This is a genomic window from Schumannella luteola (assembly GCF_013408685.1).
GTDB lineage: Bacteria > Actinomycetota > Actinomycetes > Actinomycetales > Microbacteriaceae > Schumannella > Schumannella luteola.
The window spans coordinates 1,354,788-1,370,861 of record NZ_JACBZY010000001.1 but is presented as its reverse complement, the minus strand read 5'-3'; the positions used below and the strand labels follow the sequence as shown (position 1 = coordinate 1,370,861).

Annotated in this window: 11 protein-coding genes; 2 read left to right on the top strand and 9 right to left on the bottom strand. The window is 70.4% G+C overall.

Annotated features, from left to right (window positions below):
* Positions 1 to 125: 125 nt before the first annotated feature.
* From BJ979_RS06125 to BJ979_RS06090, 8 genes are all read right to left on the bottom strand, one after another.
* Positions 126 to 2,348 carry an ArnT family glycosyltransferase gene (locus tag BJ979_RS06125; protein ID WP_179566189.1) on the bottom strand — a complete coding sequence of 741 codons (2,223 nt, stop codon included), beginning with the start codon at positions 2,346 to 2,348 and terminating at the stop codon, positions 126 to 128.
* Positions 2,345 to 3,676 carry a bifunctional glycosyltransferase family 2/GtrA family protein gene (locus BJ979_RS06120; protein ID WP_179566187.1) on the bottom strand — a complete coding sequence of 444 codons (1,332 nt, stop codon included), beginning with the start codon at positions 3,674 to 3,676 and terminating at the stop codon, positions 2,345 to 2,347. The genes BJ979_RS06125 and BJ979_RS06120 overlap by 4 nt, the downstream gene beginning before the upstream one ends.
* Positions 3,677 to 3,863: 187 nt before the next feature.
* On the bottom strand, positions 3,864 to 4,958 hold the full coding sequence (locus BJ979_RS06115; RefSeq protein ID WP_179566185.1) for a substrate-binding domain-containing protein: 1,095 nt from the start codon (positions 4,956 to 4,958) through the stop codon (positions 3,864 to 3,866).
* A gap of 85 nt (positions 4,959 to 5,043) precedes the next feature.
* Entirely contained in the window at positions 5,044 to 6,411 is a 1,368-nt protein-coding gene (gene mmsB / locus BJ979_RS06110) for a multiple monosaccharide ABC transporter permease (RefSeq protein ID WP_179566183.1), read from the bottom strand.
* Positions 6,411 to 7,940 (bottom strand): multiple monosaccharide ABC transporter ATP-binding protein, encoded by a 1,530-nt coding sequence (gene mmsA / locus BJ979_RS06105; RefSeq protein WP_179570068.1) that lies wholly within the window; start codon positions 7,938 to 7,940, stop codon positions 6,411 to 6,413. Before mmsA ends, mmsB begins: the two co-directional genes overlap by 1 nt.
* A gap of 254 nt (positions 7,941 to 8,194) precedes the next feature.
* Entirely contained in the window at positions 8,195 to 9,388 is a 1,194-nt protein-coding gene (locus BJ979_RS06100) for an ROK family transcriptional regulator (RefSeq protein WP_179566181.1), read from the bottom strand.
* Positions 9,389 to 9,580: 192 nt separating this feature from the next.
* Positions 9,581 to 10,747 carry a cystathionine gamma-synthase gene (locus tag BJ979_RS06095; RefSeq protein ID WP_179566179.1) on the bottom strand — a complete coding sequence of 389 codons (1,167 nt, stop codon included), beginning with the start codon at positions 10,745 to 10,747 and terminating at the stop codon, positions 9,581 to 9,583.
* A 95-nt stretch (positions 10,748 to 10,842) separates the two neighbouring features.
* Entirely contained in the window at positions 10,843 to 12,204 is a 1,362-nt protein-coding gene (locus BJ979_RS06090) for a cystathionine beta-synthase (protein WP_179566177.1), read from the bottom strand.
* 180 nt (positions 12,205 to 12,384) lie between these two features.
* Here BJ979_RS06090 and BJ979_RS06085 point away from each other — a divergent pair, with 180 nt between their 5' ends.
* Together BJ979_RS06085 and BJ979_RS06080 are read left to right on the top strand one after the other, a co-directional pair.
* Complete coding sequence (locus BJ979_RS06085; protein ID WP_218853453.1) at positions 12,385 to 13,074, top strand: thioredoxin-like domain-containing protein; 690 nt, start codon at positions 12,385 to 12,387, stop codon at positions 13,072 to 13,074.
* A 43-nt stretch (positions 13,075 to 13,117) separates the two neighbouring features.
* On the top strand, positions 13,118 to 13,792 hold the full coding sequence (locus tag BJ979_RS06080) for a DUF305 domain-containing protein (RefSeq protein ID WP_179566175.1): 675 nt from the start codon (positions 13,118 to 13,120) through the stop codon (positions 13,790 to 13,792).
* Between the two features lie 62 nt (positions 13,793 to 13,854).
* On the opposite strand, the gene BJ979_RS06075 is transcribed toward BJ979_RS06080, so the two are convergent.
* On the bottom strand, positions 13,855 to 15,744 hold the full coding sequence (locus tag BJ979_RS06075) for an ABC transporter ATP-binding protein (protein WP_179570064.1): 1,890 nt from the start codon (positions 15,742 to 15,744) through the stop codon (positions 13,855 to 13,857).
* Between the last annotated feature and the right edge of the window lie 330 nt (positions 15,745 to 16,074).

Here is a 16,074-nt window from a genome sequence, read left to right as displayed (position 1 = left end):
CGGTCGCTCGATCTTCGCAGACGCGACACCTGTCGCGCGACGATGAGCGGGTCTCGATCGCTCCTCGCGATCGAGACCCGCTCCGGTGGGACGCGCGGCGCCCCGGATGTTCAGCTCACGCCGCCTCAGCTCAGGTCGTAGAGGGTGACCCCGTCGACCGTCGTGGCCGTGTAGTTCTCCTCGACCCAGCTGGAGATCGCGCTGGCCGCATCCGAGCCGCCGTTGGAGCGTCCGCTGACGCCGCTGGCGATGAAGTAGTGGATCTCGCCCTTCTTCACGAGGGCCTGGAACTCGGCGAGGGTCGGCGAGGGGTCGCTGCCGTTGAATCCGCCGATCGGCATGACCGGCAGCTCGGTCGCGAGCTGGTAGCCGGCGGCGCTGTTCGAGCCGATCGTCGCGGCCGCCCAGGTGTAGGCGCTCGCGTTCTTCTTCAGCAGGGCCTCGACCTTCGTGCTGACGCTGCTCGCGCCGAGCAGTCCGCCGGCGCCTCCGCCGCCGAAGCCGCCGCGGCCGCCGCCGGTCGAGCTCTCACCGGATGCGGTGCCGCCCTGGCCGGGGAAGCCGCCCTGCCCGGTGGCGCCGGTCGAGCCGCCGGTCGAGCCGGTGCCCGACCCCGTCCCGGTGCTCGAACCCGCCCCCGTGCCGCCCTGCCCGAAGCCCTGTGGCGGGGTGCCGCCGAAGCCCTGCGCGCTCGACGAGCCGTTCGACGAGCCGTTCTGGTTCGACCCGGGGAAGCCGCCCTGACCTCCCCCCGGGCCGCCCATCCCGCCCTGGCCGCCGCCGCGGCCGCCGCCGAAGCCGCCCATCCCGCCCTGCACGCTCGGGCCGGCCGTGACGATCGAGCCACTGTGGCCCTCCGAGACGGTCTGCAGCGAGTAGGCGGCCGGGGCCGCGAGAGCGCCGATCAGCGACACCGCGGCGGTCGCCACGGCGATGCGCCGGCCGAGCGGCGGCAGCACGAGCAGCACCGCGCCGATGACCGCGAGGCCGACGACGACGAACTTGAGCCAGGGCATCCAGTCGCCCGCTCGGGTGAGCAGCGCGTAGGCCCAGCCGGCGCTGCCGAGCAGCACCGCGGCGAGCACGATCCGCGCCCACAGGGCCGAGCGGCGCTCCCACAGCATGGTCGTGCCGATCGCGACGACCGCCGCGATCGCCGGGGCGAGCGCGACCGTGTAGTAGGCGTGGAAGATGCCGGCCATGAAGCTGAAGGCGAGTCCGGTGACGAGCATCCAGCCGCCGAAGATGACGAGGATGGCGCGGCGCACCGAGGTGCGCGGGGCGCGGCGCAGCAGCACGAGGGCGACGACGCCGACGACGAGCGCGGCCGGCAGCAGCCAGGTGATCTGACCGCCGATCTCACCGTCGAAGAGGCGCGTGATGCCGGTCGAGCCCCACATCCCGCCGCCGGTGTTGCCACCGCCACCGCCGCCGGTGACGCTGCCGGTCTCGTTCCCCGTGAGCCGCCCGAAGCCGTTGTAGCCGAAGGTCAGCTCGAGGAAGCTGTTCGTCTGCGAGCCGCCGATGTAGGGCCGCCACGACTCGGGCACGAGCTCGACGATCGCGACCCACCATCCGGCCGACACGATCACGGCGCCGAGCGCGGCGAGCGAGTGCAGCAGTCGCACGCGGAAGGTGCGCGGCGCCGCCCAGAGGTAGACGAGCGCGAGCGGGGGCAGCAGCACGAAGGCCTGCAGCTGCTTGGTCAGGAAGCCGAGGCCGATCATCGCGCCGGCCCACAGCACCCAGCGGATGCGGCCGTCTTCGACGCCGCGGATCGTGAAGTAGGTCGCGAGGCTCAGCAGCAGCACGAGCAGCGCATCGGGGTTGTTGAAGCGGAACATCAGCGCGGCGACCGGCGTGATCGCGAGCACTCCCCCGGCCAGCAGCGCGGTCGCGGCGCTGAAGCGGCGGCGCACGGTGGCGTACACGATCGCGACCGTGATGACGCCCATGATCGCCTCGGGCAGCAGGATGCTCCACGAGCTCAGCCCGAAGAGACGCACCGAGAGGGCCATGATCCACAGGCTCGCCGGCGGCTTGTCGACCGTGATCGAGTTCGCCGCGTCGCTCGAGCCGTAGAAGAAGGCCTCCCAGTTCACGCTGCCGGCCTGCACCGCCGCGGAGTAGAAGGAGTTGGCGTAGCCGCTCGCGCCGAGGTTCCAGATGTAGAGCACGGCGGTGACGGCGAGCAGTCCGAGCAGCGCGGGGCGCTCCCAGAGCAGGGCGCCGCGACGGCCGAGCACGAGGGCGCGGCCCGCTTCGCGCAGGCGCGTGCCGAGAGGAGAGTGGGCGGTGCCGGCGGGGATGCGCCCCGAGCCGGCGGTGGTCGTGGTGGCGGCGCTCATGCTGCGGCGTCCTCCTGGGTCAGCGCGGCGGCGAGCGCGCCGGTCCGCGGGGTCGAGGTGGCCGAGTCGGCCGGGATCGGGGCGGCCGAGGCGGCCGGCGTCGAGTGGATGAGGGATCGCGTGCGCCGGAACACCCACGCCCGCAGCAGCGCGAAGCGCAGCGCGGTCGCGACGAGGTTGGCGACGGTCAGCACGATGAGCTCGGCGACCGGACCCGACTCCGGCCGGGCGGCGTGCAGGGCGAGCAGCGAGCCGGAGGTCAGGCACCAGGCCAGCAGGAACACGAGGAGCCCCTTGACCTGATCGCTGACGAGGCCGGCCCGGCCGCGCACGCCGAAGGTGATGTGGCGGTTGGCCCAGGTGTTCGCGATGGCGGTGAGCAGCAGCGCGACGAAGTTGGCGACCTGCGGGGCGATGACCAGCTGCAGGCCGAGGTAGAGCAGCGCGTAGGCGACCGTCGAGGCCCCGCCGATGAGGCCGAAACGCAGCACCTGTCCGAAGAACCCGGGTCGGTGCACCTGCTCGAAGGGGCGCCGGCCGAGCTCGGCGTAGATCGCCTCGACGGGGATGCGCCGCGAGGCGATGCCGCGCAGCACGCGCACGACGCCGCGCAGGTCAGCGAGGGCGGTGGCGACGATGTCGACCTTGCTGTCTTCGTCATCCACCCAGTCGACCGGCACCTCGTGGATGCGCAGGCCTGAGCGCTCGGCGATCATCAGCACCTCGGTGTCGAAGAACCAGCCGGTGTCCTCGACGAAGGGCAGGATGCGCCGGGCGACGTCGCTGCGCATCGCCTTGAAGCCGCACTGCGCGTCGGAGGCGCGCAGCCCGGTCGCCCGCAGCAGCGTGTTGTAGCCGCGCGAGACGAACTCGCGCTTGGCCCCGCGCACGACGCGCGAGTCGGCGGAGAGGCGGGTGCCGATCGCGAGGTCGGAGTGGCCGGAGAGCAGCGGCGCGACGAGCGGCGCGAGCGCGGCGAGGTCGGTCGAGAGGTCGACGTCGAGGTAGCCGACGACCTCCGCCTCGCTGGTCAGCCAGACCTGCTTGAGCGCGCGGCCGCGGCCCTTCTCGGCGAGGTGCACGGCGCGCACCCGCTCGAGCTCGGCCGCGAGGTCGTCGGCGATCTGCGGGGTCGCGTCGGTGGACGCGTTGTCGGCGATCGTGACGAGCCAGCGGTCGGCGAACTGCCCGGCGAGGGCGGCGTGCAGGGTGCGGATGCTGTGCTCGAGCGAGCGCTCCTCGTCGTAGACGGGAACGACGACCTCCAGCAGCGCAGGCAGCGTCGCCGGCTCGGGCGGGGTCGGGTCACTGGTCGTCTCGGCGCTCATGGGCACGAGCATCCGGTCGCCCGCTATGGCCGGTGCAGGGCCATCCTGTGCGGAGGCCCCGACTCGCTATGACCCGGCTATGCGCAGCCGCCCGGGAACGGCGAAGGGCCGCCCGGATGGATCCGGACGGCCCCTGCCGTGGTGTCGACGCGTGCGGTGCAGCGCCCGCGTCAGAGCCTCGCGCTGCTTACTGCTGGGTCAGCTTCTCGAGGTCGGGGTTGTTCTTGTAGGCCTCGGCGGCGTTGTCCTTGGTGACGACGACCGGCGGGAGGTAGAAGGTCGGCACGTCGACGGAACCGTTGTTCGTCTTCGTGGTGGTGTCGGCCTTGTCGCCCTTCGAGAGCTGCGTGGTCATCTCGATGGCCTTCTTCACGAGGTCACGAGTGTCCTTGTAGATGGTCATGTACTGCTCTCCCGACATGATCAGCGGGATCGAGGCGGCCTCGGAGTCCTGACCGGTCACGACGATGGCGGGCTTGCCGGCGCTCTTCACCGAGGTGAGGATGGCGCGGGCGAGCGTGTCGTTGGGCGACAGCACGCCGTCGAGCTCGGTCGACTGGTACGAACCCTGCAGGATCGTGTCCATGCGGTTCTGCGCGTTCTGCGCGAGCCAGTCCTTCGTGGCGGTCTGCTTGATGTCGGTCTGACCCGAGACGACCTTGAGCGTGCCGTCGTCGATCTTCGGCTGCAGGATCTTCATCGCACCCTGGAAGAAGACGGGGGCGTTGGCGTCACCGGGGTCGCCCGAGAAGAGCTCGATGTTGTAGCTCTTCTTGTCCGGGAACTTGGCCTTGAGGCCGTCGAGCAGGGCCTGGCCCTGCAGCTCGCCGACCTTCTCGTTGTTGAAGGCGACGTAGTAGTCGATGTCCTTCGTGTCGGTGAGGATGCGGTCGTAGGCGATGACGGTGGCACCGGCGGCCTTGGCGTCCTTGACCTGCGTGCCGAGCTGGCCGCCGTCCTTGGCGCCGATGATGATGACCTTCGCGCCCTTGGTCGACATCGAGGCGATCTGGGCCTGCTGGTCGGGAACCGGGGTGCTCTGACCGGCGTACTGCACGTCGGCCTTGAAGCCCGCCTCCTCGATGGCGCTCTTGAAGAGGCCACCGGCGAGAACCCAGTTCTCCGAGGTCTTGTCGGGCAGGGCGACGCCGATGAGCGAGCCCTTGTCGAAGCCCTTGGCGTCTCCGCTGCCGGAGTCGTCAGCGCTGCGGCTGGAGCAGCCGGCGAGCGCGAGCAGCGCGACCGCGGCGACCGCGGTCGTGGTGATGGCGAGCTTTCGCATGTGTTCCGTCACTTTCGTTGTGATGTGTGGTGGTGCAAGGGTCCGGAGCGACGCTGCGATCCGGGGATGGCTACGACGGGCGCCGTCAGGCGTTCGGCGTAGTGCTCGAGGGTCGGCCGGACTGCTCGGCGGAGGCTCCGTCGGGCTCGACCAGGGGACGGTTGAGGGGGTAGGTCATGTTCTCGTCGGCGGCGCTGACCTTCTTGGGGCGCGAGAAGCGCGACATCAGCGAGCGGCCGCCGGAGCGCTTCGAGAGCACGTCGATGCCGACGGCGAGCAGCAGCACGAGGCCCTTGATGATCTGCACCTTGTCGGACGAGACGCCGAGCAGCTGCAGGCCGTTGTTGAGCACGGCGATCACCAGACCACCGACGATCGAGCCGATGACGGTTCCGATGCCGCCCGAGACGGCGGCGCCGCCGATGAAGACCGCCGCGATCGCGTCGAGCTCCCAGCTGGTGCCGTCTCCGGGGCCCGACGACACCGAGCGCGAGATGAAGACCATGCCCGCGACGGCCGCCAGGATCGACATGTTCATCATGACGAAGAAGTTGATGCGCTTGATCTTCACGCCCGACAGCTCGGCGGCGTGCCAGTTGCCGCCGACCGAGTAGATGTGGCGGCCGGTGACGGTGTTGTTGGTCACGAAGGCGTAGATGATGACGAGCGCGACGAGGATGATGCCCGGGATCGGGAAGCTCGTGCCGACGCGGCCGCCCGCGAAGAGGAACGCGGCGACGATGATGACGGCGGCGAGCAGCACGACCTTGACGATGCTGACCCAGAGCGGGGCGCTCTCGGCGCCGACCTTGCGCTGGCGGGCGCGCATCCGGAACTCGTTGATGATCACGAAGACCGCGGCGAGGAGGCCCAGGATCAGCGTCGGCACGTTGTACGCGATGCCGAGGTCGGGGTCGGGCAGGTAGCCGCCGCCGATCTGCAGGAAGATGTCGTCCTTGATCGGCTCGGTGGTCGAGTTGCCCACGAACTGGTTGAGTCCGCGGAAGACGAGCATGCCGGCCAAGGTCACGATGAACGCCGGAACCCCGACGTAGGCGACCCAGAAGCCCTGCCAGGCGCCGACCAGGGCGCCGATGCCGAGGCCGATCAGCACGCCGAGCCACCACGGAACACCGCCGCGGTTCATCGCGATCGCGACGATGATGCCGGTGAACGCGGCGACCGAGCCGACCGAGAGGTCGATGTGGCCGGCGATGATCACCATGACCATGCCGATCGCCAGGATCAGCACGTAGGCGTTCTGGTTGACGATGTTGATCACGTTGCCGGGCTCGAGCGTCTTCCCGCCGGTGAGCACCTGGAAGATGATGATGATCGCGACGAGGGCGCCGAGGATGCCGAACTGGCGCACGCTCGACTGGCCGCCGCCGAACATCTTGCCCAGGTCGCGGATGCCGCCCGACTTCTTCGGGGCTGCTGCGGTGTCGGTCATCAGGCGGCGTCCTTCTTGTTCTTGTCGGAGGTCATGCTCTTCATGAGGGTCTCGGGGTTGGCATCCTTCGCGGAGATCTCGCTCGTGATGGTGCCCTCGAAGATCGTGTAGATGCGGTCGGCGACGCCGAGCAGCTCGGGCAGCTCGGAGGATATGAGGATCACGCCGGCGCCCGACTCGGCGAGCTTGCGGATGATGCCGTAGATCTCGGTCTTGGCTCCCACGTCGATGCCGCGGGTCGGCTCGTCGAGGATCAGCAGGTCGGGGTCGGTGAACATCCACTTCGCCAGCACGACCTTCTGCTGGTTGCCGCCGGAGAGCTTGCCGACGCCCTCGTCGACGGTCGGCGTCTTGATCCGCAGCTCCTTGCGGTACTCGTCGGCGATCTTGTGCTCCTGCAGGTCGTCGACGACGCCGCCAGGGGCGATCTTCGACAGCTTCGCCGACACGACCGAGGTCTTGATGTCGTCGAGCAGGTTGAGGCCGAGCGCCTTGCGGTCCTCGCTGACGTAGGCGAGGCCGTGCTTGATCGCGGCCGAGACGTTGGGGAGCTTGATCTCCTCGCCGTCCTTGAACACCTGACCCGAGAGCACGGTGCCGTAGCTCTGGCCGAAGATGCTCATCGCGAGCTCGGTGCGGCCGGCGCCCATGAGGCCGGCGAAGCCGACGACCTCGCCGCGGCGCACGGTGAAGTTGGAGTGCTTGGCGACGAGGCGCTCGGCGGTCAGCGGGTGCTGCACCGTCCAGTCGCGCACCTCGAAGAAGACCTCGCCGATGCCCGAGCCGTCGTGCGACGGGAAGCGGTTCTCGAGCACACGGCCGACCATGCCGCGGATGATGCGGTCTTCGTCGACGCCGTCGGCCTTCACATCCAGGCTCTCGACCGTGTGGCCGTCGCGGATGATCGTGATCGAGTTGCTGATCGCCTCGATCTCGTTGAGCTTGTGACTGATCATGATGCTCGTGACGCCCTTGTCGCGCAGGTCGCGGATGAGGCCGAGCAGGTGCTGCGAGTCGTTCTCATTGAGCGCGGCGGTGGGCTCGTCGAGGATGAGCAGCTTCACGTTCTTGTTGAGCGCCTTGGCGATCTCGACGAGCTGCTGCTTGCCGACGCCGATGGCCTTGATCTGCGTGTCGGGGTCGTCGCGCAGGCCGACGCGGGTGAGCAGCTCGCGGGCGCGCAGGCGCACGGCCGACCAGTCGATCGAGCCGAAGGGGGTGCGGGGCTCGTTGCCGAGGAAGATGTTCTCGGCGATCGACAGCTCGGGGATCAGCGCGAGCTCCTGGTGGATGATCACGATGCCCGCGGCCTCGCTCTGGCGGATGTCGCGGAAGCGCGCCACCTCGCCCTCCCAGACGATGTCGCCCTCGTAGGTGCCGAATCCGTAGACGCCCGAGAGCACCTTCATCAGCGTCGACTTGCCGGCGCCGTTCTCGCCGCAGATCGAGTGGATCTCGCCCTCGCGCACGCGCAGGGTCACATCGTCGAGGGCGATGACGCCCGGGAAGCGCTTGGTGATGCCGCGCATCTCGAGGATGTAGGGAGCGTCGACCACGGATTGTCCTCCTCGGGAGCAGCAGCGGTGGTGCCGGCGGGTCCGAGGGTGCGGACGACGCCGTCGCGGGTGGTGGTGGCGGGTGGTGCGGATCGTGCTGGTGATGCGCGCACTACTGTAACGCGCATCCGGCTCTCGTCGTCAACTTGTGAACGCACCGGTTCGGTCACGAAAGCCGTGACGGCATCCGCGGGCGCAGATCGCGATCGGAGACGGCGGGGTGCGGGTCAGACGAGCGCGAGCGCGTCGACGTGACGCAGAGCGAGGGATGCGCCGCCCAGCGCCTCGGCGCGGTCGCCGAGCGAGCCCATCGCGATGGTCGTCGAGTCGCCCACCCGCGGCACCGCGTGACGGGAGAAGGAGCGCGCGATCGGCTCGAGGAAGGGCTCGCCGATCGGGGCCAGCGGACCGCCGATGAGGATCACCTCGGGGTTGATCAGATTCGCCATGTTGCCGAGCGCGGCGCCGATCGCCGAGCCGGCGTCCTGCAGCACGCGCAGGGTGCCCGGGTCGCCCTCGACAGCCCGGCGCACGATGTCGGCGGTGCCGTGGTTGCCCGGCTGGCGCCGATAGAGCAACTCGAGCATGACGACCGTCGAGGCGACCGTCTCGAGACAGCCGCGGTTGCCGCAGTGGCACACGGCGCCCTGCTCGTTGATCGTCGTGTGGCCGATCTCGCCGGTGACCCCGATGTTGCCGTAATAGGGCTTGCCGTTGATGATCAGCCCCGAGCCGATGCCCGAGCCGATCTTGACGAACATGAGGTTCTCGACCTCGCTGTAGGCGCCCCAGGTCACCTCGGCGAGCGCGCCGAGATTGGCGTCGTTGTCGAGCAGCACGGGCAGGTCGAGCTGCTCGCTGAGGTCGTCGGCGGTGACGCCGATCCACTCGGGCAGGATCGTGCCCTGCACGACCGTTCCGCTGCGGCGATCGATCGGGCCGGGCATGCCGAGGCCGGCGGCGAGCACCGCCGAACGGCGCACACCGCGCTCGGCCATGAGCTCGTCGAGCACGTCGCGCACGGCCCGCACGCCCTCGAGAGCGGGGTAGCCGCGCGGCAGCTCGATCGCCCGCTCGGCCACGACCTCGTAGCCCGGGGTGACGAGCACGATGCGCGCGTGGCGACGGCCGAAGTCGAGGCCGACGACGAGGCGGCCGTCGTCGGAGAGCCGCACGGAGGTGGCGCGGCGACCCGAGCTCGTGGTCGTGTCGGTGCTCACGGCGCCCTCATCGGCGAGCAGGCGCACGATGTTCGAGATCGTCGCCGCGCTGAGCCCGGTGCGACGCGACAGCTCGGCCTGCGTCAGCGGCCCCGCGTCGCGCAGCGCGTCGACGATGCGCTGGCGATTGCGGCCGCGCAGGGCGCTCTGTGACCCGGGACGCGGGCGTCGCTCTGCCTCAGAGAGCCCCGTCGTCCTCATGGCGTTCAGAGTGCCCCACCTCTCGTCTTGTCGTCAACTCGTGAACGCAACGATCGCATAACCACACGCGTGCGCGCCGATCCGCGCATCCGCTCCGCGCAGCCGCGTGGCGCATCTCCACGACACGGACCCGAGAAGGCGTCGTCGAAGCGCCGCGATGGTCCGAGATCGTCGCGGCGCGGGGCCGACTGCTCAGAGGCGGTCGAGCGCGCCCAGCAGGTCGCCGGTCAGATCGTCGATGTTCTCGAGGCCGACCGAGAGGCGCACGACGTTGTCGGGCACCTCGAGCGCGGTGCCTTTGACCGAGGCGTGGGTCATCTCGGTCGGGTAGCCGATCAGCGACTCGACGCCGCCGAGCGACTCCGCCAGCTGGAACAGCTGGGTCGACTCGGCCAGCTTGCGCGCCGCCACTCCCCCGCCGCTCAGCGCGAGGGAGATCATGCCGCCGAAGGAGCGCATCTGCTTCGCCGCGATGTCGTGACCGGGGTGCTCGGGCAGGCCCGGGTAGTAGACGCGGTCGATCTTCGCGTGACCGACCAGGCGCTCGGCCAGGGTCTGCGCGTTGCTCGAGTGGCGATCCATGCGCACCGGCAGCGTCTTGATGCCGCGCATCGTCAGCCAGGCGTCGAACGGCGACGACACGGCGCCCACGCCGAACTGGATGAAGCCGAGCTTCTCGGCCAGCTCGCGATCCTTGAGAATCACGGCGCCGCCGAGCAGGTCGCTGTGGCCGCCGATGTATTTGGTGGTCGAGTGCACGACCACGTCGGCGCCGAGCGACAGCGGCTGCTGCAGGTACGGCGAGGCGAAGGTGTTGTCGACGACCACGATCGCGCCGGCCTCGCGGCCGATCGCGGCGAGACCCTCGATGTCGGTCACCTTCATGAGCGGGTTGCTCGGGGTCTCGACCCAGAGCACGCGGGTCTGACCGGGCTTGACCGCGGCGCGCACCGCATCCGGGTCGCCCATCTCGACGGTGTCGAGGTGCACGCCCCAGGGCACGTGCACGCGGTTGACCAGGCGGTGGGTGCCGCCGTACACGTCGTTGCCCATGACGACGTGGTCGCCCGGCTTCAGCACGGCGCGTAGCAGCGCATCCTCGGCGGCGAGCCCCGAGGCGAAGCTGTAGGCGACCTCGCCGCCCTCGAGCGAGGCCAGCAGCTCCTGCAGGTGGTCACGGGTCGGGTTGCCGCCGCGCGCGTACTCGTAGCCGCCGCGGAAGCCGCCGATGCCGTCCTGCACGAAAGTCGAGCTGAAGTGCACGGGCGGGTTGACCGCACCGGTCGCCGGGTCGAAGGCCTGACCGGCGTGGATGGCGCGGGTCTCGATGGCGGAGTCGGGCGTGAGGAAGTCGGACATGGTGCTCCGGTGGTGTCGGTCGGGTCGGTCGAGGAGTTCGGAGAGCTCGGCGCTCTGAGCGCGCCGGTCAGGGCGCGCCGGTCGGGGCGCGCCGGTCAGGCGTCGCGGAAGTCGAGCAGGTCGGCGCGGGTCAGCACCGTGACGGGCAGACCCTCGTCGAGCACGAGCAGCGCATCCGTCTCGCGGAGCGCCGCCGTCGCCGTCTCGACCGGCTGGCTCAATCCCACGGAACGAAGGGCCGGGCCGGTGAATTCCCGGATCGGGGTGTCGAGCCCGGCGCCGTCGGCGAGCGCGGCGAGGATGTGCCGCTCGTCGATCGACCCGATGATCTCGCCCAGCACGAGCGGCGGCTCGGCGGTGATGACCGGCATCGTCGAGACGCCGTACTCGCGCAGGATGTGCACGGCCGTGCCGAGGGTCTCGTCCGGATGCACGTGCACGAAGGCGGGGATGGCGTCGCCCTTGCGCGCGACCACCTCGCCGACCGTGGGTCCCGGCTCGGCGGGCAGGAAGCCGTGGCTGCCCATCCACTCGTCGCTGAAGATCTTCGCCAGGTAGCCGCGGCCGCCGTCGGGCAGCAGGATCACGACCGTGTCGTCGGGTCCGAGGCGGCGGGCGAGCTTGAGGCCCGAGGCGACGGCGAGTCCGCTCGATCCGCCGACCAGCAGGCCCTCCTCGCGGGCGAGGCGGCGCGTGTAGTCGAAGCTCTCGGCGTCGCTCGAGGCGATGATCTCGTCGACGACGCTGCCGTCGTAGGCGGTCGGCCAGAAGTCCTCACCGACGCCCTCGACCAGGTAGGGCCGGCCGGTTCCACCCGAGTAGACGGAGCCCTCGGGGTCGGCGCCGACGATCTGCACGCGGCCGTCGCTGACCTCCTTGAGGTAGCGGCCGACGCCGCTGATCGTGCCGCCGGTGCCGACGCCGGCCACGAAGTGCGTGACCCTCTGCTCGGTGTCGCGCCAGATCTCGGGGCCGGTGGTCTCGTAGTGGCTGAGCGGCCCGTTCGGGTTCGAGTACTGGTCGGGCTTGAAGGCGCCCGGGATCTCGCGGGCGAGCCGGTCGCTCACGTTGTAGTACGAGCGCGGATCCTCGGGCGCGACGGCCGTCGGGCAGACGACGACCTCGGCGCCGTAGGCCTGCAGGGTGGAGCGCTTGTCGGCGCTCACCTTGTCGGGGCAGACGAACACGCAGCGATAGCCGCGCTGCTGGGCGACCAGCGCGAGGCCGATCCCGGTGTTGCCGCTCGTGGGCTCGACGATCGTGCCGCCGGGCTTCAGCCGCCCCTCGCGCTCGGCCGCGTCGATGATGCGCACGGCGATGCGATCCTTCGACGAGCCGCCGGGGTTCACGTACTCGACCTTGACGAGCACGGTGGCCTGGATGCCGTCGGTGACGCTGTTGAGCTTCACGAGCGGGGTGTTGCCGACGAGGTCGAGAACGGACTCCGCGTATGCCATGGTTCCGAGGGTACCGGCGGCGTCTCGCGCTGTTACGCCGGTGACAGCCGGATGCGCGCGACGCCGACGCGGGGGCGCACGGAATGCGCGTCGTGGCGGGCGAGTTGCCAGCTTCGTGAGGACAATATCTATGTCTTCGCATACACCGCGCTCAGCCAGCGCATCCGCCCGAGGAGAATCATGCCCCGCGACGAATCCGCACCGAGCGCCGGTTCCGGCAAGCCGACCACGAAGCAGGCCCGCGCCGAGCAGCGCGCCGAGAAGGTCGCCGCCTTCAAGAAGAAGGAGGCGGCACGCAAGCGCAACCGCCGCCTCGCCATCGGCGGCGGCATCACGGTCGCCGTCGCGGCCGTCGTCGCGATCACCCTCGCGATCGTGCTGCCGCTGAGCTCCGGCGGCGGCAGCACCGCTTCGGGCCCGGTCAAGCTCAACACCGTGCAGACGTGGGAGGGACTGTCGTCGCAGCACACCGCGAAGAAGGTCGACTACCGCATGTCGCCGCCCGCGGGCGGTCCGCACAACGCGACCTGGCTCAACTGCGGCGTTTACGACCAGCCGGTGCCCAACGAGAACGCGGTGCACGACCTCGAGCACGGCGCGCTGTGGTTCACCTACAACCCGGACGAGATCTCGGGCGGGAAGCTCGACGCGCTGAAGAAGATCGTGCCCGACGTCTACGCGACCCTCTCGCCGTATCCCGGCCTCGACGCCCCGATGGCCGTCTCGGCCTGGGGCGCGCAGATCAAGTTCTCGAACCCCGAGAACGCCAAGGTGACGCAGTTCATCACCGACTACTACCGCTCCCCCAACGCGCCCGAGCCGGGCGCCCCGTGCACCGGAGGCCTCGACGCCCCCGGCAAGGTGAGCTGATCGCATCCGCTGACCTCGAACACGACAGTGGGAGCATGAGCCGGTGAGAAGCGCCGCGAAGGACCCCTCGGCCGCGAGCCGACGGCCGAGCCGCCCCTGGTGGATCGTCGCCGCCGCCCTCGCGCTGCTGCTCTTCGCGTCGGGGCTGCTGCTCGGTCGTGTGGGCGCCGCCCCCGCGACGCCGACGACCGAGAGCGCCGCTGCCGGATTCCTGCGCGACATGCAGGTGCACCACGCCCAGGCGGTGCAGATGTCACTGCTCGTGCGCGACCGCAGCACCGACGAGGAGCTGCGCCTGATCGCCTATGACATCGCCGTCGGGCAGGGCGGGCAGGCCGGGCAGATGTACGGCCTGCTCGACGCCTGGGATCTGCCGCAGGCCTCCAGCCAGCCGCGCATGACCTGGATGACGTACCCGACGATCGACGGCAGCGGCGGCGATCACGGTCACGCGGTATCGGGGCAGAAGGCCGGCGGGCCGATGCCCGGCATGGCGACGGCGGCGCAGCTGACCGAGCTGACGGCGGCGAAGGGCGAGGCGGCCGACAAGCTCTTCCTGACCCTGATGATCGCCCACCACCAGGGCGGTCTCGAGATGGCGGAGGCGATCCTGCACCGCACCGATCAGAAGCAGGTCGTCGCGATGGCGACCCAGATCGAGGCCTCGCAGAAGGCCGAGATCACGACCATGCAGGAGATGCTGAAGAAGCTCGGCTGAGCCGGCTGGGCTGAGCTGGATCGGCTGAGCCGGCTGAGCCTGCTGGGCTGGATAGGCTCAGCTCAGTCGGCGCTCGGCGTCGACCCGGCGGTCGACCCGGCCGCCGCGAGCTGCTCGGCGAAGAGCTGGGCGTAGACGCCGCCGGCGGCGAGCAGCTCGGGGTGCGTGCCCTGCTCGACGATGCGGCCGCCGTCGACCACGAAGATGACGTCGGCGCCGACCACCGTCGACAGCCGGTGCGCGATCGCGATCGTGGTGCGCCCGCGGGCGGCCGCGTCGATCGCGTTCTGCACGATGCGCTCGCTCACGGTGTCGAGCGCGCTGGTCGCCTCGTCGAGCACGAGCACCGCCGGATCCTTCAGCAGCACGCGCGCGATCGCGATGCGCTGCTTCTCTCCGCCGCTCAGCCGGTAGCCGCGCTCGCCCACGACCGTGTCGTAGCCGTCGGGGAAGGAGGCGATGGTGGCGTGGATGTTGGCCGCCTGCGCCGCCGCGATCAGCTCGTCGTCGCTCGCCTCGGGCTTGGCGTAGCGCAGATTCTCGGCGATCGTCGCGTGGAAGAGGTAGGTCTCCTGGCTGACGAGGCCGATCGACTCGGCGAGCGAACTGAGCTGCAGCTCGCGCACGTCATCGCCCGCGAACAGCACGCGCCCCTCGGTCACGTCGTGCATGCGCGGCACGAGGTACGACACGGTCGTCTTGCCGGCGCCCGACGGCCCGACGAACGCGGCGTACTGGCCCGGCTCGACCGCGAAGCTGACGCCGCGCAGCGTCGCCGGGCTCTCGGCCGGCGCATCCGGATAGCGGAAGACGACGTCGTCGAAGGCGATCCGCCCGAGCTTGCTCGTGTCGACGGCACGCGCGTCCGCGCGCTCGGTGATCGCGGGCTTCAGGTCGAGATACTCGAAGATGCGGGCGAACAGCGCCTGCGAGGTCTGCAGGTCGAGGGCGACCCGCAGCAGCCCCATGAGCGGCCACATCAGGCGCGCCTGCACGGTCGTGAAGGCGACGACGGTGCCGGCCGTCACATCCACCCGGTCGAGGATCAGCCAGGCCGCGACGAGGTAGACGATCGCCGGGATGATCGACAGGAAGATGTTGACCAGCGCGAAGAACCACTGCCCGCTCATCGCCTGGCGCACCTGCAGCCGGATCTGGTTCTCGTTCTCGTTCGTGTAGCGCGCGATCTCGGCGTTCTGCCGGGCGAAGCTCTTGGTCAGCAGGATGCCCGAGACGCTCAGCGCCTCCTGCGTGATCGCGGTCATCTCCGACAGCGACTCCTGCGTCTGCGTCGCGATGCGGGCGCGCACCTGGCCGACGCGGCGCTGGGCGATCACGAGCACCGGCAGCAGCACGACCGCGACGATCGTCATCTGCCAGCTCAGCACGAGCATCGAGACGAGCGCGGCGATCACGGTCACCGTGTTGCCGATCACGCTCTGCACCGTGTTGCTGAGCACGCCGGCGACGCCGCCGACGTCGTTCTGCAGGCGCGACTGGATGATGCCGGTCTTGGTGCGGGTGAAGAAGCCGAGCTCCATGGCCTCGAGGTGCGAGAACAGGCGGATGCGCAGTCGCCCCATCACGCTGTTGCCGACGCGGGCGGTCAGCCAGGTCTGCCACACGCCGAGCGCGGCCGAGGCGACCCAGAGCAGCACCATCCCGAGCACGAGCTCGAGCAGCACCGGCACGTCGGGCCGGCCCGCCGCCGGGAAGAGTCCGCGGTCGAAGGCCTGCTGAGTGAGCAGCGGCGGCAGCACGCTCAGGCCGGCGCCGATCAGCACGAGCACGACGATCGTACCGAGGGCGCGACGGTGCGGCTGGAACAGCTCGGCGATGCGGCCGATCAGGTGCGGGATACGCGGCGCCTCGGCGTTCGCGGCGCGCTGCGCTGCGGCGTCGCTCGACGAGATCCGACCACCGCGGCCTCCGCCGCCCCCACCTCCGCGCATGCTCACGCGCTGAGCCTAGAACTCGCGTCCGACCTCGCGCGGGGCTGTGCGCCGTGGGCGGACGCTTCGGCGGGCAGCCCCGCGCCCGCCGCCGCACCATGCCGGCACGCGAAAGACCGGAGGCCACGACAGCCAGCCGCCCTCCGCGCACCATGCCGGCACGCGAAAGACCGGAGGCCACGACAGCCAGCCGCCCTCCGCCGCACCATGCCGGCACGCGAAAGACCGGAGGCCACGACAGCCAGCCGCCCTCCGCGCACCATGTCGGCACGCGAAAGACCGGAGGCCACGACAGCCAGCCGCCCTCCGCCGCACCATGTCGGCACGCGA

Coding starts and splice junctions, on each gene's coding strand:
- BJ979_RS06090 (WP_179566177.1), bottom strand. CDS start 12,204: ATGGCATACGCGGAGTCCGTTCTCGACCTCGTCGGCAACACCCCGCTC.
- mmsB (WP_179566183.1), bottom strand. CDS start 6,411: ATGACCGACACCGCAGCAGCCCCGAAGAAGTCGGGCGGCATCCGCGAC.
- BJ979_RS06095 (WP_179566179.1), bottom strand. CDS start 10,747: ATGTCCGACTTCCTCACGCCCGACTCCGCCATCGAGACCCGCGCCATC.
- BJ979_RS06075 (WP_179570064.1), bottom strand. CDS start 15,744: ATGCGCGGAGGTGGGGGCGGCGGAGGCCGCGGTGGTCGGATCTCGTCG.
- mmsA (WP_179570068.1), bottom strand. CDS start 7,940: ATGCGCGGCATCACCAAGCGCTTCCCGGGCGTCATCGCCCTCGACGAT.
- BJ979_RS06120 (WP_179566187.1), bottom strand. CDS start 3,676: ATGAGCGCCGAGACGACCAGTGACCCGACCCCGCCCGAGCCGGCGACG.
- BJ979_RS06125 (WP_179566189.1), bottom strand. CDS start 2,348: ATGAGCGCCGCCACCACGACCACCGCCGGCTCGGGGCGCATCCCCGCC.
- BJ979_RS06085 (WP_218853453.1), top strand. CDS start 12,385: ATGCCCCGCGACGAATCCGCACCGAGCGCCGGTTCCGGCAAGCCGACC.
- BJ979_RS06115 (WP_179566185.1), bottom strand. CDS start 4,958: ATGCGAAAGCTCGCCATCACCACGACCGCGGTCGCCGCGGTCGCGCTG.
- BJ979_RS06100 (WP_179566181.1), bottom strand. CDS start 9,388: ATGAGGACGACGGGGCTCTCTGAGGCAGAGCGACGCCCGCGTCCCGGG.